Here is a 20,250-nt window from a genome sequence, read left to right as displayed (position 1 = left end):
AACCTGCCAGCTTCACGCTGGTCGCTCCTCTGGTTTCCAATATTCGTGGAGGCTGCCACAAGCGTTACAGGCAGATTTGAATTTGATCGGGAACTCTGAGTGACAAACAACCTGGCTGAAGTTCAGGCCCGCCAGCGCGAAAGCGGTGGAATTGGGAAATTCTTCGAAAGGTCGTTCAGCGCGGATAGCGTCAAGGTCTATAAGCCCTCGCCGCAGACCTACGCTCACGTCGAGAATGAACTGGGAGCCCGTCCGTCGCAGCTCTGCATGATCGCCTGCCAAGCCTGGGATACGCTCGGCGCCGTGGCGGCCGGTTGCGAAGCTGCGTTGATCAAGCGGTCCGGAAACGACATCCTTGGAGTTGGTCCCCAGCCGCAGATCACCTCGCCGATGTGGTCGAGCAGCTCATCGCCCGTCACGCAGGACGACGATGATCTTCTTGCAGCGCCAACCGGCGCTACCGCATCGCTTCCTGTCGGACAATCCCGTTCAGAGTCGGGGACACTTCGGCCGCTGCCCGGAGGATGTCCTGCTTGAGCAGATAGACCGAAGCCGCAAGCAGCACCACGTCCTTCATGAGGAAGAGAAACGGCAACGTGGCCGCGGGAAAGCCGCCGGCTGGCGCAGCCCAGGCATCGGGGAAAAACGGAATGATCGTCACGGTAGCGACATAGGTTGCGCATGAACCCAGTGATCCCAGGATCGCCAGTCTTCGGCTCCAGAAACCGAGCAGAAGAAGCAATCCAAACAACAATTCCGCGGAACCCAGGAAGTAAGCCGCCCCGCGCACGCCAAACGCCGGATACAGCCAGAAGATCAGAGGCCCGTGGCTGATGAACGGAATCAACGCATGCGCTTCGTAGTCGAACCATTTCTGGCAGCTGAAGACGAAGAAGACGACGATCATCGCCACACGCGTGGCGTGGTAGTCAAAATCGCCTCTGACCAGATCGAGTTCGGACAGTTTCTTTATGAGATGGTCCATCCGATGTCGTCTCATCATGGAGGTCGCAGATTGCCGTCAAGAGTGGCGTCGACGTGTGTCGTCATCCGAACGGTAGCCAAGCTTCGAAGGGCACGCTATGCGTGGGTTATCGCGCGTTTCTCAAAATTGCGCTGTTCGGCCGCAGACGACCGGGCATCTGCATGGCCTGACCTCGCTCGCGTTCTGGCATCTGCGAATGACGTCGTGAGACGAAGGGCAGTCTTGCTGCTGCGCGTCCCGGTGGCTCGTGTTGCCGCCGCAAACCCATACCAAAGTATGGGTTTGTGCATCACAATCGTGAGATTGTGGGGGACACCCGCCGAACGCATGCTCCGGGCTCATCTGCGCAACCGATCCTGGCGCAGCTACTGGACTTTCCTCAGTTGGGGAGACCGAACATGCGACTCTCGCGAAAAAGCATGGAGCGTTACGACAGCGGTCGCTTCGTCGGACGGCGTGCGGCCTGCGCGCCGGTCGACCTCGTTGCGATCGCGTTTCGATGATGGTTGCGCCTTGCGAGGGTAAGTCAGGTGAAGGTTCCTTTCGTAGGAGTCGTCGATGACGACGAGGCCCTGTGCCTGTCTTTGGTGGATCTGATGCGATCGATCGGCTATCGCTCCGAGCCGTTTGACAGAGCCGAAGCGCTGCTGAGCTACGCTGATCGGTCCAGCTTCGACTGCATCATCGCCGACGTTCACATGCCCGGAATGGGCGGGCTCAACCTCGTTCGCAAGCTCCATGAGCAGAAAGTCAGAGCGCCGGTGATTCTCATTACCGCGCTTCCGCACAGGCAGCTGGACGCGGAGGCGGCATCGATCGGCGCATTCTGCCTTCTCAGGAAGCCGTTCGAACCAAGTGCGCTGCTTGAGTGTCTCGACAGGAGCCTTCGACGATGAAAGCGCTCGCGGATGACGACATCACGTCCTCCATCGCTACGCAATCCTCGGGCGGAGACGAATTGCGGCGTCCGCGATCCCGGGAGGATGAGGCTCCGCCGCGACCCGATCGCGGGAAAACGGCTCGCTGGCAGAGATGGAACGATTGCTCAGAGCGATGGGGCCGGCTCATGCTTGCGGCGCGCGGAGGGGATGGTGCCGCATATGAGCAATTGCTTCGCGAGCTGGATCTGTGGCTTCGTGCCTACTACGCGCGCCGGCTTCCATATCCGGCCGCCGACGATGCGCGGCAGGAGGTACTTCTGGCCGTTCATGCCAAGCGCCACACCTTCGCGCCGTCGAAGCCCTTTGGCGCCTGGGTTACGGCTATTGCCCGCTACAAATGGGTCGATCGTGTCCGCGATGCATCGCGCTACAGTGCGCTCTCGCTCGACGACGAAATCGCAGTCGAGGATCACGAGGGGGCCGCCATCAGCGCTGCTGCGCTGGACCAGTTGCTCGGCCAGCTGAAGCCGGCACAAGAGAGCGTGATCCGTCTCGTGAAAATCAATGGTCTCAGCATCGCGCGAGCGTCCGGCGCGACCGGTCAGTCGGCGGCCCTGGTCAAGATCAATATCCACCGTGGGCTGAAGAAATTGGCGGCGTTGGTTTCTTGACGTCATTGCGGCCGCGGCCCGGGCCGTACAAGACGTCGCGCGAACGAAAAGCGAAATTGCTTCAATTCCAGAACGAGGTGCGATCCGGCGCGGCCGACCCGACGACGGCATTCCGTTACGACATCATGGAAGGGTTAAGTCTCGCGCCAAAGGCAATTCCGGCGAGATGGCTTTACGATCGCCGCGGATCGGCTCTGTTTGAAGCGATCACGCTGCTGCCGGAGTACTACCCGACGCGAACCGAGCGATCGATCCTCGCCTCGGCAGTATCGGAAATCTCCGCCCTCGCGGGGCCGGGCCGCGCAGTCATAGAGTTCGGTTCGGGCTCCTCGGCAAAGACGCGACTGTTGCTGGCGGAGACGGAGCCCTCCGCCTATGTGCCGATCGACATCTCGGGTGAATTCCTCCGGGAGGTTGCGGCAGGCTTGTCGTATGCATTCCCTGGGCTGCCGATCTACCCAACCGAGGCCGACTTTACCTATCCCTTTACGCTGCCGGAAGAGATTGCGTCGACTGCGCGCCTCGGCTTCTTTCCGGGGTCGACGATCGGAAACCTGACCGTCTCTGCGGCGGTCGATCTGTTGCGGGCAACGGCAACGACCTTGGGCGTCGGATCGATGCTGCTGATAGGCATCGATCGTATCAAGGATCAGGATACTCTGCTGCCGGCGTATGATGACACGCAAGGGCTGACGGCGGCGTTCAATCTAAACCTCTTGCATCGGATCAACCGCGAGCTGGGCGGCTCGATTCCCCTGGGCGCGTTTCGCCACTTGGCGCGGTGGAATGATGCGGAAGCGCGTATCGAGATGCATCTGGAAGCCATTCGCGATGTCGGCTTCGAGGTCGATGGTAGGGGCTTTTTCTTGACAAAGGGCGAGACCATCCACACGGAGAACAGCCTCAAATACGGACGGAGGGATGCCTTCGTTCTGCTGCAGGCCGGCGGATGGGATCCCATCGCCGATTGGACCGACGACAGGGAGCTCTTCTCGGTCATTCTCGCGGAGCGAAGGCCCGCGCGCGCGGCTCCCTAGGTCGTATCGAACGCGAAACGGGAGTCATTCCGACAATATCGCCTCAATCGGCGCAATCCACGAACAGCGAGGCCCCAGCATATCCTGCATACTGCGCGTGTCTTCATGGTGATCAACTGCGTCGAGGCGCGACCATGCAACTCCGTTCCTCCCTGATCTTGAGCCTAGCCGCCATTCCTCTAACCGCCCTGGCGGATCCGGCTCCCGCGCCGTCGCCGAAAGCGCCGAGCGCGCCTGAGAGCGTTCACGTGCAGCCACGCGGGAGTGCATTCATGCCGAATTCACCTGTCGAAGATGAGTTGCAGAAGCGCATCACGGACTTCAATCGGAAGCAGGAGAACCTGGACGCAGATCTCGATAAAAAGCTGAAGATCTGCCGCGGGTGTTGATCGATATCCGGGTTCAGCCAAACAGCAATGGGTCCGCACATGATGCGCACTGTCACCGGTTCGTCCCACGTCGGAAGCGGCTGCGCGGACTACGAGCGGATCGCCCCGGTCCGGGATGACGCGCTCGAGCTTGTGGTCAGGGAATTGCAGCACCGGATGCGCAATATTCTGAGCATCGTTCTGTGCTTCGTGAACAATACCGATGCGAATACGGCCGCCGATTTTCGTGCGGCGCTCTCGGCGCGGATCGCGACCCTGTCCGACGCTTACAGGATGATCGAATCCGCGGGAGAACAGCGGGTGTCTTTCGCGGGGCTGCTGGAGCGAACGCTCAAGCCACACGCGATGTCTCACAAGGGCCGCATTCTGCTGGCCGGGCCGGACCTTATGCTGGAGCCGCACATCGCCTTGTCGATGAACGTCATCATTCATGAGCTGGCGACGAACGCGAGCAAGTACGGCGCGCTGACATCGACTGCGGGAGCCGTCGAGGTGATTTGGGAGAGGTCCCCCTATCTCGGCGGACATGGTCTTGCCGTCCAATGGCGCGAGCGCGGCGGACCGAAGGTGACCCGGCCTGAACGCAGAGGCTTTGGTACGCAACTGATTGCAAGGGCGTTGCCGGGCGCGCAGGTCGATCTCGACTTCGCTCCCGATGGTCTTGTCTGCCGACTTCTACTTGATCTCGGCCGGACGCCGGCCAAGCAGGGGGCAGCCAGTTAGGGTCAGGAGGATCTGCACAATGAGTACATTGACGAATGTCCCGCGGAAAGCGTTCGCAAGCAGGTTGCCGATATCGGAGTTGCTTACGGGAGATCTGGATTACCACATAGTCCGAGCGTCGATGGTGATCCTGTTCTTCTTCTTCGGATATCAGAAATGGTGGGCATACGAGGCGGATCGTCTGGAGCCGTTCATCAGCAACGGTCCCCTGATCTGGTGGCTCTATCCCGCTTTCGGCCATCAAGGTGCCAGTTGGTTTCTCGGCGTCTCCGAATGGACCTTTGGCGCCTTGATATTCGCGGGCTTCTGGAGCAAGCGCCTCGGCATTCTGGGCGCCCTTGGATCTACCGGCACCTTTATCGCGACAGTCACGATCATTCCGTTCATGCCGGATGGTTGGGACGCCGCAGCCGGAGGCTTTCCGGCGATGACGGGCAACGTTCCGTTCCTGATGAAGGATGTCGTACTGCTTGCGGTGTCGTTGTATCTGCTGAAGCAGGACGCGGCGCGCGTCCTGAGGCCACTTGAGGCTTGAGATACACGGCCAGACAGGCGCAGATCGTGGCCAGCGCGAACATGGGATGCTGCATCGAGACGGCCACCGCGGCGACGAAGCCAAGCAGGGTGGTCAAGGATCGCATGCGCATCATCATGCGCGCGCGGGCCGGGATCTCCTCGATCGCCGGCCGGTCGACGGCCTCCCAGCACAGCAGCAGATAGGTCGCGTTCACCAGGGCGAATATGCCGGCGCCGCGGCGGTCGCGACGCTCCGATCGGGGCTGAACAGCCAACGATCAGCAGGGCGCAAAGCCGCCCTTCTGCACTTTCGTGGACATTCGGAGCAACTGTCGGATTGGTTACACCTGCTACGAAAAAATATGGTGTGCAGCGAATTGTCTGTTGCTGGTTCGTGAACCGTGGCTCCGCGCAGCCAAACTTGGCAACGTTCGCAAGTCCCGTTAGATGTTGCGACGTACTGACGCGCTCTCGTCCTAACCCCTCGACGTACAAGCCGCGGGGTGAGCGTCGAGACGTCCGGATATGATGGGCACGACGAGACATCTCAGTATGAGGCTTGATAACGAGACGCATGAGCTGGATCTGGTCGCCAAGGCATTTCAGATCATTTCGAGAGAAATCAGCTATCAGGGATTGGCCAAGGCTCTCCTCATGGAGGCGCTGAGTTATTCGGGGGCTAGTCGGGGGGCGATCTTGCTCAGCGGGCAAAGAGAGTTGCTTGCCAAAGCCGATGCGAGCTTCCCGCGCGAGAGGGCAAACTTCCTCGCCTCCTTCCCGCCGCACGCCGAATTCCGCTTGCCGAGCGACCTCGCCGAAGAGGTGTTCGATCGAAAGCAAACGGTCGTGAGGCAAGCCGGCGCAGAGAGCTCGGCGTTGATCGACCCTGCGAAGGCACCGTCTGGAAAGATAGCCCAGCTGTGCCTGCCGCTGATTCACCAGCACTGGGCGATTGGCGTCCTCCATCTCGAAGCGGATGGAGAGGCGGATGTCTTCACGCCGCGGTGCGTGTGGGTGATTTCCTTGCTTGCCAATCAGGCCGCCGTCTCGTTCGAATCGGTAAGGCTGTTCGAGGCGCTGCGCGAGACCAATATGTGGATGGTCAGAGGCCAGCAGATCGGCGGCATGGGCAGCTATCGGTGGAACACGCGGACCTTGCTCTCCCGTGGATCGCGCGAATGTTACCGGATTCTGGATATCGACCTGGATGTAAACCCCGTGCCATTCGAGGTCTTCAGGAGCCGGGTCCATCCCGAGGATTATCCCGCGCTGGAGCAGGCTCTCACCGAGGCGATCAGCACGAAGTCCCCATTTGCCCACGAGTACCGTGTGGTCAACCGGGACGGCAAGACGTTGCATGTCGCAGCCGTCGGGCAATTCGATGAGGGACCGACCGGCGACCTCGAGCTGGAAGGGATCATCACGGATGTCACGCAGCGGAGGGCGGCGGAGCAGGCTCTCGCCGACGCGCGAAACGAGTTGGCGCGGGCGTCGGGTTTGACGTCCCTCGGCGAGCTCGCCGGCTCGATCATCCATGAGATCGATCAGCCGCTGACTGGGACGATCATGAGTGCGGAAGCTTGCCTCCGGTGGCTCGGCAGGGATCCCGTTCAAGCCGCGGAGGCGCGGAAATCGGTCGCACGCATTATCAAGCAGGCACGTCGAGCCGCGGAGGTTGTGACCGGGGTCCGATCTCTTCTCAGGGGAACGCAGGTCCATTTTGCCGAGTTCGATATCAACGAGGCGGTTGCGGAGGTTCTGCTGCTGTCGAAAAGGGAGATCGAGCGAGCCGGGGTCATCGTCCGGACCGACTTCGATCGATCATCGCCTCAAGTCGAAGCAGACCGTGTTCAGGTCCAGCAGGTCGCTCTCAACCTCGTGCGCAACGCCATCGAGGCCATGGCCGAGGTTGAAGACGGGAACCGTATTTTGGTTCTCTCTTCGGGGGTCTCTGATGGTATGATTTCCGTGGCAATCGCGGATACCGGGGGTGGCATCAGCCCGGCTGAGAGAGAGCGGGTCTTCGAGACGCTTTACACGACGAAGGGGGCGGGACTGGGTCTCGGACTTTCGATCTGCCGCAAGATAGTGAAACTCCACGGAGGGCAGCTATGGGTGGAAGAAAACGGGAGGTGCGGAGCGAGGTTCATCTTCGCTCTCCCGCTTCGCCAGGCCGTTCAGACGTCGGAAAGCCGGTAGACATGCCTCCTTCTGGCGTTGTTCATATTGTCGACGATGACCGCGCTGTTCGCGAGTCCCTTGGCGACCTGCTTGAGTCCCTGCACTACAAGGTCGCCCTGTACGGATCTGCTTCGGATTTCTTGAAGGTTGAACTTTCGGATGCTCCCGCGTGCCTTGTACTCGATGTCAGATTGCCGGGTACGAGTGGATTGGAGCTGCAGGAGTACCTGACGAAGGTCAACGTCGGAATTCCGGTGATCCTGATGACCGCTTTCGGCGACATTCCCATGTCCGTAAGAGGCATGAAGCTCGGGGCGGTCGATTTTCTCACCAAGCCGATACGGGATCAGGATCTTCTCGATGCGGTCACTGCCGCGATCCGAAAGGACATCGATCGACGCGACGACAACGCGCACCTTGCGCAGTTGCAGGAAAAGTTTGCACTTCTGACCACCCGCGAGCGGCAAGTGATGACGCTGGTGGCATCCGGTCTGATGAACAAGCAGGTCGCCAGCGAGCTCTCGATCAGCGAAGCGACGGTCAAGATGCATCGTGGCAGCGTGATGCGGAAGCTGGGTGCAAAAACCGCGGCAATGCTCGTTCGAATGGCTGAAGCGCTCCAACTTCAAGGCTGAAGCGTCGCCTCCGAGGCTGCATCTCGGAGCTAAATCATCTCGGCGCCGTCCCTGCATGCGACCCATACCTAGGTATGGGCCGAAACAGCACAAGCGTGAGATTGTCCGCCAGAGCGATGAAAAGCATGTTGTTCCTATGCGGTGCTGCCATCCGGCGTTGGCAGTTCGCCTTGACCGGAGGGATGACGCCATTTGCCGCTTGCGGCTTCAACGCCCGTATCCGGGCGATCAAGGCGTCTCCTCCGTGCAGAAGTTCGTTGACGACTGGATGCAGCCAGCCGGAGCACAGAACAGGGCGACGACGATGGGGATGTATGTATCAAATTCGAGTGAGAGTACGCCGCGGATGGCTGTCTCCGCTTCGCCAATCAGTCGGGTGGACCAGACGCAACTTTCCTGGCCGTCCGAGGCGGCGCTTCATCCGACGGTCAGCATAACGCCTTCCGAGCCGGTGAAGCGCCTTGGGATAGGCTGGCGCTGGTGGTTTTCGGAGAGCATTCACCTTCCGGTCGGCAACCGGATTGAATTTCGCTTTCAGGGATCGAGACACCTATTGGCGTTGTACAACGAGGGAGCACGGAAAAGCGGCGAGACCTCCATCGATGGTCTCAGTTCGTCGAAGCTGCGAGGTTCGGAGCACAGGTTGACCTTTGTCCCGGCGGGACGCGCTTATCGGGAATGGTATGAGACCGCCTCAACTGCGCAGGTGACTTTCCTCTACTTCGATCCCGCTGCGCTTCACAAGTCCGACGACAGCAAGAGCGGGCTCGCGCCAAGAATATATTTCGAGGATCCGCTAGTCTGGGAGACTGCCTCCAAACTGAAGAAGGCGATCGAGAGCGCGGAGACGAATTGCACGCCCTACCTCGAGGCGCTCTGCGGGGTGCTTGCCCACGAGCTTTCCAGGTCTGATCACGATCTTGTTCGCGAGCCGACACCGGTCAGCCGTGGAGGTCTGGCAGGTTGGCAGAAGCGTGTCGTGGTCGAGTACGTCGAGGAGCATCTGGGAGAGCAAGTCTGCCTGCTGAAGCTCGCCGAGCTTGCCAGGCTCAGCGTTCACCACTTTTGTCGTGCATTCAAGAAGTCGTTCGGAATCCCGGCCTACCAATATCAGGTTCAGCGACGCATGGAGTTCGCCAAGCTGCGACTGGCGGATCGCGCGGTATCGATTACGGACATCGCACTCAGCCTGGGCTATGCGCAAACGAGCTCCTTCAGCTCCGCCTTTCGCAAAGCGACGGGTTGGACTCCCACCAACTATCGCAGGGAGTTCGAATGAGGCGATCGATCGGGCAGAGGAGGCGACAGGCAGCCCCGTGCCGGGCAGAAGAATCCCGGACGTCTGTAACCGGATCGTCCCGAGCCACGAAATAGCTATGTGAGGCCGCCTCGGATCGGCTGCCAACGGATCATCGTTTTCACTGGGCGAACCAGGTGTCGAGGGGGACCGCGAGGGACCGCAGATGACGAGCATTCGATACCGCAAGGCGGACGTGGACGGACTGAACGTATTCTATCGGGAGGCTGGCCGGGTGGACGCGCCCGCCTTGCTACTGCTTCACGGATTTCCGACGGCTGGCCACATGTTCCGCGAATTGATCCCCGCGCTCTCGGACCGCTTCCGATTAGTGGCGCCGGATTTGCCCGGGTTTGGCCAGTCCGACATGCCGGCTCGCGAAAGCTTTGCCTATACGTTCGCCGCGTTGGCGCAGGTGATCGAACGGTTCACGGAAGTCATCGGACTTGCTCGTTTCTCGCTCTACGTCTTCGACTATGGCGCGCCGACGGGCTTTCGGTTGGCGGTTCGACAACCCGAGCGTATCGCCTCCATCATCTCGCAGAATGGCAATGCCTATGAGGAGGGATTGAGCGAAGGCTGGAGCCCGATCCGTGCTTATTGGCAGGATCCATCGCAAGCGAACCGGACGGTGTTGCGATCGTTCCTTTCGCCGGAGACGACGGTTTGGCAATACACCCACGGAGTGCCTGACGCCTCCCTGATCTCCCCTGACGGATACACGCTCGACAACCATTATCTCGCGCGTCCCGGCGCCGATGGGGTCCAACTCGATCTTTTCGGCGACTACAGGACCAACGTCGCCATGTATCCGGAATTCCAAGCCTACTTCCGCAAGCACAAGCCACCCTTCCTGGCGGTCTGGGGCAAGAACGATCCCTTCTTTCTGCCGGCGGGCGCAAAGGCGTTCCAGCGCGACATGCCGGATGCTGTAGTGCGCTTCTTCGACACGGGGCACTTTGCACTCGAGACTCATGCCCGGGAGATCGCAACGGCGATCGGTGAATTTCTTGCCCAGCCGATATCAAATGCGTGATTGGCGCTTTCGTCGCCGCGAGGAATGCCAGGAGGACCGTCATGCGCGCCATCGTTCTTGAAAAATTCGGTGGCTTGGACAGCCTTGTCTATCGGGACGTTCCGGAGCCGGAGCCGCAGCTTGGTCATGTCGTCATTCAGGTCAAAGGATTCGGCATCAACCATGCGGAGATGCACATGCGCCGGGGCGAATGGGCCGAAGCGGCGCCGATCAGCGGCATTGAATGCGTCGGTCTCGTGAAGTCGTGCCCGGGCGGAGAATTTCCGGTAGGCGCCAAGGTGGCCGCATTGATGGGCGGTCTCGGCCGCACCATCAACGGCAGCTACGCTGAATACACCCGTGCTCCGGTCTCGAACGTCGCATTGATCGATGTAGATTTGCCCTGGGCCGAGCTCGCAGCGATACCCGAAACCTTCGCGACGGCATGGACCTGTCTCTTCCGTAACCTCGAGCTCCAGAGAGGTCAGCTTCTCGTCATCCGCGGGGCGACATCCTCGTTTGGTCAAGCGGCGCTCAAGCTCGCGGTCGGTGCAGGCGCGCGGGTCATCGCGACGACGCGCAGCCGTGAGCGCTTCGCCATGCTGGAGAAGCTCGGAGCCGCGCGCTGCGAAATCGAACGGCGGGATCTCTCAAAACATCTGCCCGAAGCGAAGCAGGTCGACGCCGTTCTGGACCTCGTCGGCAACAGTGTCGTGCTGGACTCCCTCGCCATGCTTCGCCGCGGCGGCCGTTCCTGTCTCGCGGGCTGGCTCGGCGGGCTTGATCCGATTCCGGATTTCAATCCGCTGCTGCAGATGCCGAGCGGCGTCTATCTGACCTTCTTCGGGAGCTTCATGTTCGGCACGCCCGGGTTTCCGCTTTCCGACGTTCCCTTGCGGGACATCGCCGCCGACGTTGCCGCTGGCCGGCTGGACGTCATGCCGGCGCGGATATTTCCCTTCGAAGAGATTCGCGAGGCGCATCGCGTCATGGAGGCGAACGAGGCGGCCGGGAAGATGGTCGTTGTTCGCGATTGGCATTTGTAAGCTTTAGATCCGGGAGAACTCCTATGTTGAAATCAGTCGCCATCGTGACGGGGGCGAGCCAGGGAATCGGCAGTGCGACCGCGGTGCGTCTGGCGCGCGATTTCCCGGCCCTGGTGCTCGTTGCACGAAATCGTACCAATCTTGAAGACACGGCAGAGATGGTCGGGGCCGCCGGCGCAGAGGTGCTGGTGATCGATGCCGACCTGGCCGAACCTGACGCCGCTCGAGCTGTCGTTGCTCAGACGTTAGCGGCTTTCGGCCGGATCGACGCCCTGCTCAATATCGCTGGCGCGGTGCCGCAGGTCGATTTATTCGAGACGACGGAGGCACAGTGGGAAGCAGGACTAGCCTTGAAGCTGCATGGCGCGCGCCGGCTTACGATCGCGGCCTGGCCGTCGCTCATGGCATCGAAGGGGGCTGTGGTCTTGATGTCAGGAAATTCAGCCTCCTTCCCCAAGTCACCCTATGCGGCGGTCGGCACCATCAACGCTGCAATTGTCGCCTTGGCAAAGGCATTCTCCGACAAGGGAATCAGCGATGGCGTCCAGGTCAACAGCGTCCTGCCGGGGCCGGTGATGACGGGCCGCCGCCGCTCCTACCTTCAGCACTGGGCGCCTCTGCACAACATGACCGTCGAGGAGGCAACGGCGAAGTTTCCCATGGAGGCCGGCATCGCGCGTTACGGCGAGCCGGAGGAGATTGCCGAATTGATGGCATTCCTCGTATCGCCCGGCGCGCGCTGGATGACCGGCTCGGCGTTGCGAATGGATGGCGGCGAGGTGAAATCGATCTGATTGGCGCTGAACGCAGCGTGATCGACGCGATCGTCGACGGGTTGCGATTGCCCCAGCTGACCGTCCAGACCTGCTTGGTGCACCCGCGTTCGCCGGACCTCGTCAGTCTTCTCCAGCTCTGGATCTGAGTAACTCTTCGCGACGCCTGATCAGCATCTCGAGCCGCGCGGCCTGATCGTCGATTCGCTGGCCGACGAGCTCTTCGTTCATCGCGGCAGAATATGAGGCGGCCTGTTCGATCAATTCGCGAAGGTTTGCTGTTGTGGCGGCAATCTGGCGCTCGATTTCAGCGAGGTGGATGTCTTCACCGTGCATGGCGGGTCTTTGAACTCGGAGTTTGGCGGGTGACGTGACATTCAGAAGTACAGGTGCCGGGCACCTTGCATTTCAAGGACACACCCCTTCTGAGTTCGCCTCGCCCTCATGAGATCGCTTCCGCATTCGGCGCACTTTACGAGCGCCTCCAGGGAGCCGCCGTCGACGGCCAGGGAGCCGAGGCCGGACACGGTGTTGCATGCCGCGCACCGGATCTTGGTCAGGGTGATGTCAAAGGCAAAGGCTTCCTGAAGCAGGTGGGTGCCTGGATCACCGCCAAGAATGAGGTCGGCGATGTTGTCTGCCATGGCGATCATCCTCCTGATGGTCCGAAACGTTCGGTTTTGATGGTGAAGGGATCAAAACCGAGCTTCACGAGCATGCTCGAAATGCTTTCGACGAACCCCGTGGGCCCGCAAACGAAAAACGTGGGATTTTGCTCGCGCGCAAAACTGTTCTCTGCGAGTAGAGCCTCGTTGACCCGCCCCCGAAGTCCGCTCCAGTCGCCCGGCTGCTCGCGGGTGAGCGCATAGACCAGACGCAGGTCGCGATCGCCGCGAGCCATCGCATCGAGTTCATCACCGTACACGACGTCGGCAAGGCTGCGTGCAGAATAGATCAATGATGCCGGGATGCGTGGGCGCGACCTCTTGCGGTGGCGTAACATGGCCATCAGCGGCGTGATTCCCGTGCCGCCCGCGACCAGGCAAATCGGTCCACCACGCGCCTGGCTCCAGATGAAATGCCGCCCGATGGGGCCACGAAATTCGAGAGCGTCGCCAACTCGCAATTCGTCGAGCAAATAGGAGGAAACCTCGCCGTCCTCGACCCGTTCCACGGTGAGGGTGAGCAGTTGGTCTTCCGGTGGCGACGCGATCGAATAGCTTCGCTCGGCTTGATAGCCGTCATCGGCGGTGAGACGTATGTCGACGTGCTGGCCGGGCCAGTGCCCGGACCAGTTGGCCGGCTGCAGGACGATGCTCTTCACCCGGCTTGTTTCGACCACGATGGCCTGCACGCGACCTGTCTGCCATTCGATCCTGGGCCGCTCCAGAGGCCCATCAGTCGCCGTCATAACGTTGCTCCCGCCAGGGATCGCCATAGTTGTGATAGCCACGCGATTCCCAGAACCCAGGCTCGTCCTTGGGCATGAAGCGGAGCCTTCGCAGCCACTTTGCGCTCTTCCAAAAGTAAAGATGCGGCACCAGAAGACGGGCGGGGCCACCGTGCGCGGGGGCGAGCGGCAGACCCTCATAGCGGGTCGCGATCATCGCCTTTCCCGCGACCAGGTCGGGTACCGGAAGGTTCGTCGTGTATCCGCCGTCGCAATGCGCCATGACATAGGCGTCGGGCGGCTCGCTCAGCCCGACCGCCTTGAGAAGATCGTCAAAGCTGACGCCCTGCCAGACCGTGTTGAGCTTGGACCATTTGGTGACGCAGTGAATGTCGACCGTGATCGTGGTCTGGGGCAGCGCCTCGAACTCGTCCCAGGTCCATTTCCCCAGCAACGAGCCGCCAAGTTGAAGCGCGATCTTCCAGTCGGCGACACGGATAACCGGCGTGGGGCCCGCCGACAGCACCGGGAAGTCGGTCGTCAGATACTGACCCGGCGGCAGTCGAGCGGCGTCGGATGCCTGTCGCTTTGATTTGAAGCCGCGAGAAACGGGAGGTCGATCCATTGCAGTGTGCCCTCGTGCAGTGACGCGCAGGATGTCCGGATGTGTCGGCATACCGTGCAGCCCGCACCAGCGCAGATGAACCCTGATCGATGCCTTGTCGATGGCTGTGGCGGAGAATGCATCAAGATCGCGAAAGACGAAGCAATCGCGACTGCGCAGGCATGGACCGGTTCAATATCAAATGCGGTTTCGTCCTGAGGTGGTTCAAAAGGAGGAAACGATGTCGAGCATGAGCCGGACCCTGCATTCCGACGAACTCGCTTACCTCGCCGCGCATGAATTGGCGGCTCGCATCCGGCGACGTGACCTGTCGCCAGTTGAAGTGGTCGATGCGTTCATCCGGCGCATCGAAGCGCGCAACCCGAGCCTGAACGCGCTCGTCTATCTCGATTTCGACGGCGCTCGCATCCGGGCAAAAGAGGCCGAACGCGCATTGGTGGCCGGCGAACCACTCGGGCCGCTGCACGGCATTCCGTCGGCGCTCAAGGACTTGTTCGACTTCAAGCCGGGTTGGCCTGCGAGCCTGGGCGGTATACGTGCGCTCAAGCACCACGTCGTGAACGGCTACTGCGTGTTCTGCGAGCGTATGGAGAAGCGCGGCGGAGCGGTGTTCCTCGGCAAGACCAACAGCCCTCTCATGGGATTCCGGGGCACCTGCGACAATTACCTGTTTGGTCCCACGCGCAACCCCTTCAATCTCGCCAAGAACACCGGCGGGTCATCCGGGGGAAGCGCGGCGGCGGTCGCCGATGGACTGCTGCCCATTGCAGAAGGTACGGATGCTGGCGGCTCGATACGAGTCCCCGCCGCCTGGTGCGGGGTCTATGGTTACAAGGCGTCATTCGGCCGAGTGCCGTTCCTCGTGCGTCCCAACGCGTTCGGCACGGCCGACTCCCCGTTCCTGTTCGAAGGGCCCATCACACGGACGGTCGAAGATGCCGCAATCGCGTTGAACGTGCTTGCCGGGCATGATCCGCGAGATCCCTTCAGCCTGATCGAGCCGCCCGTCGACTTCACCGCCGCGACCCGTCGGTCGATCCGAGGTCTCAAGATTGCCTATAGTCCCAATCTCGACGTCTTTCCCGTCGACGGAAAAGTCGCGGAGACGGTCGGCCGCGCGTTACGGGCGTTCGAGGAAGCCGGCGCTCAGGTGGAGGAGGTGAAACTCGGGATCACACGCTCGCAACGTGAGCTGAGCGACGTCTGGTCGCGTCTCTACATGCTACTGAACTTGCAGGCGATCGAGAACATGAAGCGCGATGGCATCGATCTGTTCGGCAAGCATCGCGACGACTTTCCGCCTGAATACATGGATTGGGTCGAGAAGACCAATCGCATGTCCGGCCTGGATTTCTTCCGGGACCAGGCCGTCCGGTCGGAGGTCTACGATGCCTTCCAGAACATCCTCGGCAGATTCGATCTGCTCGTCACGCCGACCCTCGCGTGTCCGCCGGTCGACAACGCAAGCGACGGCAACACGATTGGGCCGAAGTCGATCAATGGTGTCGAGATCGATCCTCTCATCGGATGGTGCCTGACCTACTTCGTCAACTTCACTGGTCATCCGGCAGCCTCGATTCCAGCGGGCTTGTCCGACGGTCTTCCGGTCGGGATGCAAATTATAGGTCGGCGAAACGCGGACTTCGACGTGCTGGCCGCCAGCGCGGCTTTCGAGCGGCTTCGCCCCTGGCAGGACAATTACCGGATCTGCCGCGAACGACCGCTGGAGGCGTGACGGACGATCTCCGTGATCCATCAGTCAACCCTCCCACGGCATCAATGTCCGGCGGCTTCGCGCCTGACGAGACTTCGAATCGGTCTCCAGGTCAATGGCAAGCCATTTGAGGGCGAAGCAGTCCTCGCTGTGTAGCGAACGTTCTCGGGTGATGCGGACGATCACCTGAGAACGGCCTCGCTTCCAGATATCACTCGCTGACCTTGCATCTCTCGGTCGTTTGCATGGACGTCCGCGCCGCGGTCGCGGCATCGATGGGCGGCGCCTCTTTCTTTCGAAGCGTGAAGCTCCTCACCGATCGCAAGATCGGCACGGAATGCATCAAGATGGCCAAAGCGGGGGCAATCCCCAGCGCGCAAGATCTTTCGCGACTGGCTAAGTCATCTCTCGACAGGTCAATCGTGCCGACGCCTCGCGCGTCGGCCGCAGTCGCGGGAGAAGACAATGCGCGTGAGAGTCCAGGCAGCAGCGGCGGTCATCGTAGGCAGCGCGGTCGCAACGATCCTGTTCTTCGGATCGCTCAAGGATGGCAATGCCCAGAGCAATACGCGCTATCTGCCCGAATATACTGCGGACGGGCAGTTGCTCCTGCCCAAGAACTTCCACGAGTGGGTCTATGTCGGTTCGCCGCTGACGCCAAATGCCCTCAATGGCGGGCAGGCGAATTTCCCGGAATTCCACAACGTCTATATCGAGCCGGGCTCGTACGCGATCTACAAGAAGACCGGCGAATTCCCCGAGGGGACGATCCTGTTCAAGGAGCTGCAGCTGACGCTGCCGCAGGAGAATGCCGACGGCTCGCGAACGGAAGCGTCGGGACGTGGCTACTTCCCGGGCAAGTGGAACGGTGCCGACGTGACCGTCAAGGATTCGAAGCGCTTCGCCGACACCAACGGGTGGGGCTACTTCAACTTCAATCACCACGAACCCAAGGCGTTGATGGCCAAGGTGAAGTCGAAAGACGAGTGCGCCTACTGCCACATCGCCAACGCCAAGAAGGATGAGGTCTGGACCCAGTTCTATCCGCTGCTCGACAACAAGGACGCGCGATGACCGCGTAATCGGCGGGAGATAGGCATGAAAATCCTCAAGGCCGCTTGTATCGCCTTCGTCGTGATCCTCGGGATCACGTCCGCGGTCTGGCAGCTGCAGATGCGGGCGAATGCAGCGGATGGCGTTTCGCCCGGCGCGAGTGTAGCCGACCGCGACGGGCATCTGCATGTGCCCGACGATTATCGCACGACCTATCAGCTTCTCGGAAGCTGGGCGATTGCGGGAGAGGACGGACACGGCTCGAAGGAGGTTCACGTCGTGTACGCCTCGCCAGGCGTGATCGACGCCTATCGGAGAGACAAGCGCTTCCCGAACGGTGCAGTGCTCATCAAGGAGGTGTTCAACGCGGCAACCTCCGAAATGACGACCGGTACCGTCAGCCGTGCCGACACTTTGAAAGGGTGGTTCGTCATGGTGAAGGACACCGCGAACAGTCATCCGGAGAGCGCGCTGTGGGGCGACGGCTGGGGATGGTCCTGGTTCGACGCGGGCGATCGCTCAAAAACGACGACGACGAATTACAGGGCCCAATGTCTAGCGTGCCATGTGCCCGCGCGCGCTTCCGATTGGGTTTACGTCGATGGTTACCCGCCATTGAAGCATTAGCATCGGTGGAAGCACGGAAAGTCATTCGATTTAACCAAAGCCAATCATCAAAGGAGCGAAAGATGGCTAAAGAAGCGACGGCGAGTGAGATGGGGATGTCGAAAGGACAGACTGGCCATCTCTACATCCAGACCAACGAAATCGATAATGCCATTATTCACTACACGCGGCAGGCGGACGGCAAGCTGGTCGAGGTCGCGCGCATCAAGACGGGCGGCGCCGGCTCCGGCGAATTCAAGCCGATCAGCGGCCAGGACAGCGCGCCCAACTCCTTTGAGGGCGCGGGGAGCGTCATCATCACATCCGATCGGCGCTATATGTTTGCAACCAATGGTGGAGACAATTCCGTTTCGAGCTTCCGCCTGGATAGCGATGGTCGTCCAACGCTGCTCGACGTGAAGTCGACGGGCAACCCGGTCGATGGAAGGAGCGGCACGGCCAAATCGCTGGCTTTCGCTCCGTCGACGCGCACCCTCTTCGTGCTGCACTCGTTCGGGCCGGATCATCTTCGGCTGATGTCGGTCGATGCCGAAGGCATGCTCAAGACGCGGCCCGAGCGATACACGGTGAACACGTACAGCAAGCGGAACCGCGTCTCCACGATGGTTGTGGTCTCGCCCAACGAGGATCTGGTGCTCGTCGGCACCACTTTCGATGAGCCGATTGCGCTTACGGGCTTGTATCCGGACGGCTCGCCCATTCTTTGGGTCCAGCGCGCCGGCGGCGCGCTGCATTCGATCGCTTCCAATGCGCCGGATCCGGACGGCCTCGCCGTGTTCGCCCTGCAAAAGGACGGCTCGCTCGGTACTGCCAGGTTCTACGACGCGAAGGCCGGCTCGCCGTTCTACATCGCCTTCCTGCACCAGCGTCCGAATACGTTCGTGATCGGTTATGCCGTCGGCGACGGATGCTCCATCTGCACCGTCGAAAAGAACGGCTCGATCAAGATCGGCCCGCTCGTCAAGATCGACACCAGCGCAGGCGTGCCGACCGAGCTGTGCTGGCTAGCCATCGCTCCCGACGATCGCACGATCTACGCGACGAATTTTGGCTACAGCAACATCAGCAGCTATCGCATCAATGGTAGCGGCCTGGAGATTGCGTGCGATCCGGCGTGCCCGAAGGTCCCCGGCGACGGCACCGCGAGGGGATTGAACGGAACTGTGACGAGCGGTCCCAGCGATAGCTGGATCTCGCCGGACGGCGCCTATCTCTATCAGATCTACGGCAATGCCTCCAAGCTGGTCAGCTACAGCACCCAGCCGGATGGCTCGTTGAAGGAGATTGGCAGCGTCAAGATCCCGTACAACAGCCCCCAAGGGCTTGCGGGTTTCTGATCCCGGTTTCGCGATACGAGGTCCGGGCGTGGTCGGCATTGCCGTTCCGCGCCCGGGCCTCTCCGCGCCGACATGCGACACGCACAAGATCAATCATGAGCCCCGAGACGGATGTTTGAAGCAGTTCACGAGCGCCCTCGCGGGACGCTTGCGGCCCATCCCGGCCATCCGGGAGAAGGGCAGGGCGTCACGGAAAAATGCGGTCTGCAGCGCGCCGTCGGAGAAGCTCGCGTGGTGTTTTCCAGCGCCGCAGGCGGCACCGAGATCATTGACGTCTATCGGAAGTTTCCGATGGCCGTTGCCTTCCCGAATGTCGACGATCGTCGGCACAAGGAGGCCATCCTCATCAACACCTCGGGGGGTGTCGCAGGCGGCGACGAGATCAGGGTCGAGGTGGTCGCTCGAGGTAATGCGTCGGTCGCGGTGACCACCCAGGCCGCGGAGAAAGTCTATCGGGCCCTGGATCGGCCCGCCCGAATCCTGACCCGGTTGCGGGCTGAGGGAGCCGCGCGGCTCGCGTGGCTTCCGCAAGAGACGATCGTCTTCAACCAGGCGCGCATCGCGCGGCGGACCGAGATCGATGTGAGCTCAGGCACTGAGTTGATCGCTCTCGAGTGGCTGGTTCTTGGCCGCATCGAGAGCGGCGAGGAGGTTCTTGGCGGACACGTCCTGGACAGCTGGCGCATCAGGCTCGACGGCCGTCTGATATGGGCGGATGGCTTCCTGGTGTCCGACCAGGTGTTCCCGCAGCTTCGGAAGACGGCTCTGCTTTCGAACTGGAAGGCGATCGCGACGATGATCTACTTCGGTCCGGGTCTTGAGACCAGGCTCGAGCGATTGCGGGAGATTGGTGCTTCGCTTGAATGCGCGTGCGGCGTCACGATGGTGGGCGCGATCATCGTGATCCGGGTAGCCGCGATTGCCAGCGTGGACCTCAGGCGGTGTCTGCGCCGCTTCCTCGATCAACTCAACCATGAACTCGGATACGGGCCCTTCGGAGTGCCGAAGATGTGGTCCTGTTAGCAGCGCGGCCAAGTGGGAGAAGCACCTTGAATCTGACGCCACGGGAACGAGACAAGCTGATGATCGCGCTCGCTGCGATCGTTGCGCGTGGCCGGCTCGCGCGAGGCGTCAAGCTGAATTATCCCGAAAGCATCGCATTGATCTCGGATGCCATCATGGAAGGCGCTCGCGACGGACGATCGGTCGCGGACCTGATGTCCGAAGGTGGCCGGCTCCTTTGCCGCGACCAGGTCATGGAGGGCATCCCGGAGATGATTCGCGAGATCCAGGTGGAGGCGACGTTTCCTGACGGGACCAAGCTTGTCCCGGTGCACAACCCGATCCGATAGGAG

The 20,250-nt window shown here is 61.2% G+C and carries 25 protein-coding genes; 20 read left to right on the top strand and 5 right to left on the bottom strand.

Going from position 1 to position 20,250, the window contains the following annotated elements; genetic code table 11:
- Nucleotides 1-99: 99 nt before the first annotated feature.
- On the top strand, nt 100-537 hold the full coding sequence (locus tag BRAGE_RS57930; protein ID WP_084334212.1) for an HAD family hydrolase: 438 nt from the start codon (nt 100-102) through the stop codon (nt 535-537).
- Here the strand turns inward: BRAGE_RS57930 and BRAGE_RS0125630 are convergent.
- On the bottom strand, nt 458-985 hold the full coding sequence (locus BRAGE_RS0125630; RefSeq protein WP_027558337.1) for a YkgB family protein: 528 nt from the start codon (nt 983-985) through the stop codon (nt 458-460). The two genes, BRAGE_RS57930 and BRAGE_RS0125630, sit on opposite strands and share 80 nt — an antisense overlap.
- Before the next feature lie 530 nt (nt 986-1,515).
- Between BRAGE_RS0125630 and BRAGE_RS0125620 the strand changes: the two genes are divergently transcribed.
- From BRAGE_RS0125620 to BRAGE_RS0125560, 13 genes are all read left to right on the top strand, one after another.
- On the top strand, nt 1,516-1,881 hold the full coding sequence (locus BRAGE_RS0125620) for a response regulator transcription factor (RefSeq protein WP_027558338.1): 366 nt from the start codon (nt 1,516-1,518) through the stop codon (nt 1,879-1,881).
- Nucleotides 1,878-2,537: a sigma-70 family RNA polymerase sigma factor gene (locus BRAGE_RS0125615; protein ID WP_084334214.1), complete on the top strand. Its 660-nt coding sequence runs from the start codon at nt 1,878-1,880 to the stop codon at nt 2,535-2,537. Before BRAGE_RS0125620 ends, BRAGE_RS0125615 begins: the two co-directional genes overlap by 4 nt.
- A gap of 56 nt (nt 2,538-2,593) precedes the next feature.
- On the top strand, nt 2,594-3,574 hold the full coding sequence (egtD, locus tag BRAGE_RS0125610) for an L-histidine N(alpha)-methyltransferase (RefSeq protein WP_051378510.1): 981 nt from the start codon (nt 2,594-2,596) through the stop codon (nt 3,572-3,574).
- Nucleotides 3,575-3,708: 134 nt separating this feature from the next.
- Nucleotides 3,709-3,963, top strand: coding sequence for a hypothetical protein (locus BRAGE_RS0125605; RefSeq protein ID WP_027558341.1), 255 nt, complete (start codon nt 3,709-3,711; stop codon nt 3,961-3,963).
- Between the two features lie 39 nt (nt 3,964-4,002).
- Nucleotides 4,003-4,686 (top strand): sensor histidine kinase, encoded by a 684-nt coding sequence (locus BRAGE_RS49220; RefSeq protein WP_159073918.1) that lies wholly within the window; start codon nt 4,003-4,005, stop codon nt 4,684-4,686.
- Between the two features lie 19 nt (nt 4,687-4,705).
- A complete protein-coding gene (locus tag BRAGE_RS0125595) occupies nt 4,706-5,221 on the top strand; it encodes a YkgB family protein (protein WP_027558342.1) in 516 nt (171 codons plus the stop codon).
- A 46-nt stretch (nt 5,222-5,267) separates the two neighbouring features.
- Nucleotides 5,268-5,600, top strand: coding sequence for a hypothetical protein (locus tag BRAGE_RS54775; protein ID WP_141262956.1), 333 nt, complete (start codon nt 5,268-5,270; stop codon nt 5,598-5,600).
- Nucleotides 5,601-5,754: 154 nt separating this feature from the next.
- Nucleotides 5,755-7,401: an ATP-binding protein gene (locus tag BRAGE_RS0125585; protein WP_027558343.1), complete on the top strand. Its 1,647-nt coding sequence runs from the start codon at nt 5,755-5,757 to the stop codon at nt 7,399-7,401.
- A gap of 2 nt (nt 7,402-7,403) precedes the next feature.
- On the top strand, nt 7,404-8,018 hold the full coding sequence (locus BRAGE_RS0125580) for a response regulator transcription factor (RefSeq protein WP_027558344.1): 615 nt from the start codon (nt 7,404-7,406) through the stop codon (nt 8,016-8,018).
- 244 nt (nt 8,019-8,262) lie between these two features.
- Complete coding sequence (locus BRAGE_RS0125575) at nt 8,263-9,297, top strand: AraC family transcriptional regulator (RefSeq protein WP_231164298.1); 1,035 nt, start codon at nt 8,263-8,265, stop codon at nt 9,295-9,297.
- A 184-nt stretch (nt 9,298-9,481) separates the two neighbouring features.
- The gene (locus tag BRAGE_RS0125570) at nt 9,482-10,351 is read left to right on the top strand and encodes an alpha/beta fold hydrolase (RefSeq protein ID WP_027558346.1); all 870 of its coding nucleotides are present in this window, start codon (nt 9,482-9,484) and stop codon (nt 10,349-10,351) included.
- A gap of 41 nt (nt 10,352-10,392) precedes the next feature.
- Nucleotides 10,393-11,376 carry a zinc-binding alcohol dehydrogenase family protein gene (locus tag BRAGE_RS0125565; RefSeq protein WP_027558347.1) on the top strand — a complete coding sequence of 328 codons (984 nt, stop codon included), beginning with the start codon at nt 10,393-10,395 and terminating at the stop codon, nt 11,374-11,376.
- A gap of 23 nt (nt 11,377-11,399) precedes the next feature.
- Complete coding sequence (locus tag BRAGE_RS0125560; protein WP_027558348.1) at nt 11,400-12,170, top strand: SDR family oxidoreductase; 771 nt, start codon at nt 11,400-11,402, stop codon at nt 12,168-12,170.
- Between the two features lie 102 nt (nt 12,171-12,272).
- Here the strand turns inward: BRAGE_RS0125560 and BRAGE_RS0125555 are convergent, their stop codons facing one another.
- Genes BRAGE_RS0125555 through BRAGE_RS0125540 form a run of 4 tightly spaced genes read right to left on the bottom strand, consistent with a single transcriptional unit; the run spans nt 12,273 to nt 14,164 of the window.
- Nucleotides 12,273-12,485, bottom strand: a complete 213-nt coding sequence (locus tag BRAGE_RS0125555; protein WP_027558349.1) for a hypothetical protein — start codon at nt 12,483-12,485, stop codon at nt 12,273-12,275.
- 41 nt (nt 12,486-12,526) lie between these two features.
- A complete protein-coding gene (locus BRAGE_RS0125550; RefSeq protein WP_231164299.1) occupies nt 12,527-12,793 on the bottom strand; it encodes a DUF6510 family protein in 267 nt (88 codons plus the stop codon).
- A 5-nt stretch (nt 12,794-12,798) separates the two neighbouring features.
- On the bottom strand, nt 12,799-13,560 hold the full coding sequence (locus BRAGE_RS0125545) for a ferredoxin reductase (protein WP_027558351.1): 762 nt from the start codon (nt 13,558-13,560) through the stop codon (nt 12,799-12,801).
- On the bottom strand, nt 13,547-14,164 hold the full coding sequence (locus BRAGE_RS0125540) for a sulfite oxidase-like oxidoreductase (RefSeq protein ID WP_027558352.1): 618 nt from the start codon (nt 14,162-14,164) through the stop codon (nt 13,547-13,549). The genes BRAGE_RS0125545 and BRAGE_RS0125540 overlap by 14 nt, the downstream gene beginning before the upstream one ends.
- A gap of 100 nt (nt 14,165-14,264) precedes the next feature.
- Between BRAGE_RS0125540 and BRAGE_RS0125535 the strand changes: the two genes are divergently transcribed.
- From BRAGE_RS0125535 to BRAGE_RS0125505, 6 genes are all read left to right on the top strand, one after another.
- Nucleotides 14,265-15,899, top strand: coding sequence for an amidase (locus BRAGE_RS0125535; protein ID WP_245161731.1), 1,635 nt, complete (start codon nt 14,265-14,267; stop codon nt 15,897-15,899).
- A gap of 444 nt (nt 15,900-16,343) precedes the next feature.
- Nucleotides 16,344-16,952: a cytochrome P460 family protein gene (locus BRAGE_RS0125525; protein WP_027558354.1), complete on the top strand. Its 609-nt coding sequence runs from the start codon at nt 16,344-16,346 to the stop codon at nt 16,950-16,952.
- 24 nt (nt 16,953-16,976) lie between these two features.
- Entirely contained in the window at nt 16,977-17,558 is a 582-nt protein-coding gene (locus BRAGE_RS0125520) for a cytochrome P460 family protein (protein WP_027558355.1), read from the top strand.
- Between the two features lie 5 nt (nt 17,559-17,563).
- Nucleotides 17,564-18,895 carry a beta-propeller fold lactonase family protein gene (locus BRAGE_RS0125515; RefSeq protein ID WP_231164300.1) on the top strand — a complete coding sequence of 444 codons (1,332 nt, stop codon included), beginning with the start codon at nt 17,564-17,566 and terminating at the stop codon, nt 18,893-18,895.
- Between the two features lie 231 nt (nt 18,896-19,126).
- Nucleotides 19,127-19,918, top strand: coding sequence for an urease accessory protein UreD (locus BRAGE_RS0125510; RefSeq protein WP_027558357.1), 792 nt, complete (start codon nt 19,127-19,129; stop codon nt 19,916-19,918).
- Nucleotides 19,919-19,944: 26 nt separating this feature from the next.
- The gene (locus tag BRAGE_RS0125505) at nt 19,945-20,247 is read left to right on the top strand and encodes an urease subunit gamma (protein ID WP_027558358.1); all 303 of its coding nucleotides are present in this window, start codon (nt 19,945-19,947) and stop codon (nt 20,245-20,247) included.
- Nucleotides 20,248-20,250: the final 3 nt, after the last annotated feature.

This window comes from Bradyrhizobium genosp. SA-4 str. CB756, from assembly GCF_000473125.1.
Taxonomy (GTDB): Bacteria; Pseudomonadota; Alphaproteobacteria; order Rhizobiales; family Xanthobacteraceae; genus Bradyrhizobium; species Bradyrhizobium arachidis.
The sequence above is the reverse complement of the archived record's forward strand: the minus strand, read 5'-3'. Positions and strand labels throughout refer to the sequence as shown.

Excerpts from the sequence above, each read along its gene's own strand:
- BRAGE_RS49220 (WP_159073918.1), top strand. The coding sequence starts at position 4,003 with ATGATGCGCACTGTCACCGGTTCGTCCCACGTCGGAAGCGGCTGCGCG.
- BRAGE_RS54775 (WP_141262956.1), top strand. The coding sequence starts at position 5,268 with ATGCTGCATCGAGACGGCCACCGCGGCGACGAAGCCAAGCAGGGTGGT.
- BRAGE_RS0125550 (WP_231164299.1), bottom strand. The coding sequence starts at position 12,793 with ATGGCAGACAACATCGCCGACCTCATTCTTGGCGGTGATCCAGGCACC.
- BRAGE_RS0125545 (WP_027558351.1), bottom strand. The coding sequence starts at position 13,560 with ATGACGGCGACTGATGGGCCTCTGGAGCGGCCCAGGATCGAATGGCAG.
- BRAGE_RS0125535 (WP_245161731.1), top strand. The coding sequence starts at position 14,265 with ATGGCTGTGGCGGAGAATGCATCAAGATCGCGAAAGACGAAGCAATCG.
- BRAGE_RS0125525 (WP_027558354.1), top strand. The coding sequence starts at position 16,344 with ATGCGCGTGAGAGTCCAGGCAGCAGCGGCGGTCATCGTAGGCAGCGCG.
- BRAGE_RS0125630 (WP_027558337.1), bottom strand. The coding sequence starts at position 985 with ATGGACCATCTCATAAAGAAACTGTCCGAACTCGATCTGGTCAGAGGC.
- BRAGE_RS0125560 (WP_027558348.1), top strand. The coding sequence starts at position 11,400 with ATGTTGAAATCAGTCGCCATCGTGACGGGGGCGAGCCAGGGAATCGGC.
- BRAGE_RS0125580 (WP_027558344.1), top strand. The coding sequence starts at position 7,404 with ATGCCTCCTTCTGGCGTTGTTCATATTGTCGACGATGACCGCGCTGTT.
- BRAGE_RS0125565 (WP_027558347.1), top strand. The coding sequence starts at position 10,393 with ATGCGCGCCATCGTTCTTGAAAAATTCGGTGGCTTGGACAGCCTTGTC.
- BRAGE_RS0125570 (WP_027558346.1), top strand. The coding sequence starts at position 9,482 with ATGACGAGCATTCGATACCGCAAGGCGGACGTGGACGGACTGAACGTA.
- BRAGE_RS0125615 (WP_084334214.1), top strand. The coding sequence starts at position 1,878 with ATGAAAGCGCTCGCGGATGACGACATCACGTCCTCCATCGCTACGCAA.
- BRAGE_RS0125555 (WP_027558349.1), bottom strand. The coding sequence starts at position 12,485 with ATGCACGGTGAAGACATCCACCTCGCTGAAATCGAGCGCCAGATTGCC.
- BRAGE_RS0125540 (WP_027558352.1), bottom strand. The coding sequence starts at position 14,164 with ATGGATCGACCTCCCGTTTCTCGCGGCTTCAAATCAAAGCGACAGGCA.
- BRAGE_RS0125520 (WP_027558355.1), top strand. The coding sequence starts at position 16,977 with ATGAAAATCCTCAAGGCCGCTTGTATCGCCTTCGTCGTGATCCTCGGG.
- BRAGE_RS0125585 (WP_027558343.1), top strand. The coding sequence starts at position 5,755 with ATGAGGCTTGATAACGAGACGCATGAGCTGGATCTGGTCGCCAAGGCA.
- BRAGE_RS0125595 (WP_027558342.1), top strand. The coding sequence starts at position 4,706 with ATGAGTACATTGACGAATGTCCCGCGGAAAGCGTTCGCAAGCAGGTTG.
- BRAGE_RS0125605 (WP_027558341.1), top strand. The coding sequence starts at position 3,709 with ATGCAACTCCGTTCCTCCCTGATCTTGAGCCTAGCCGCCATTCCTCTA.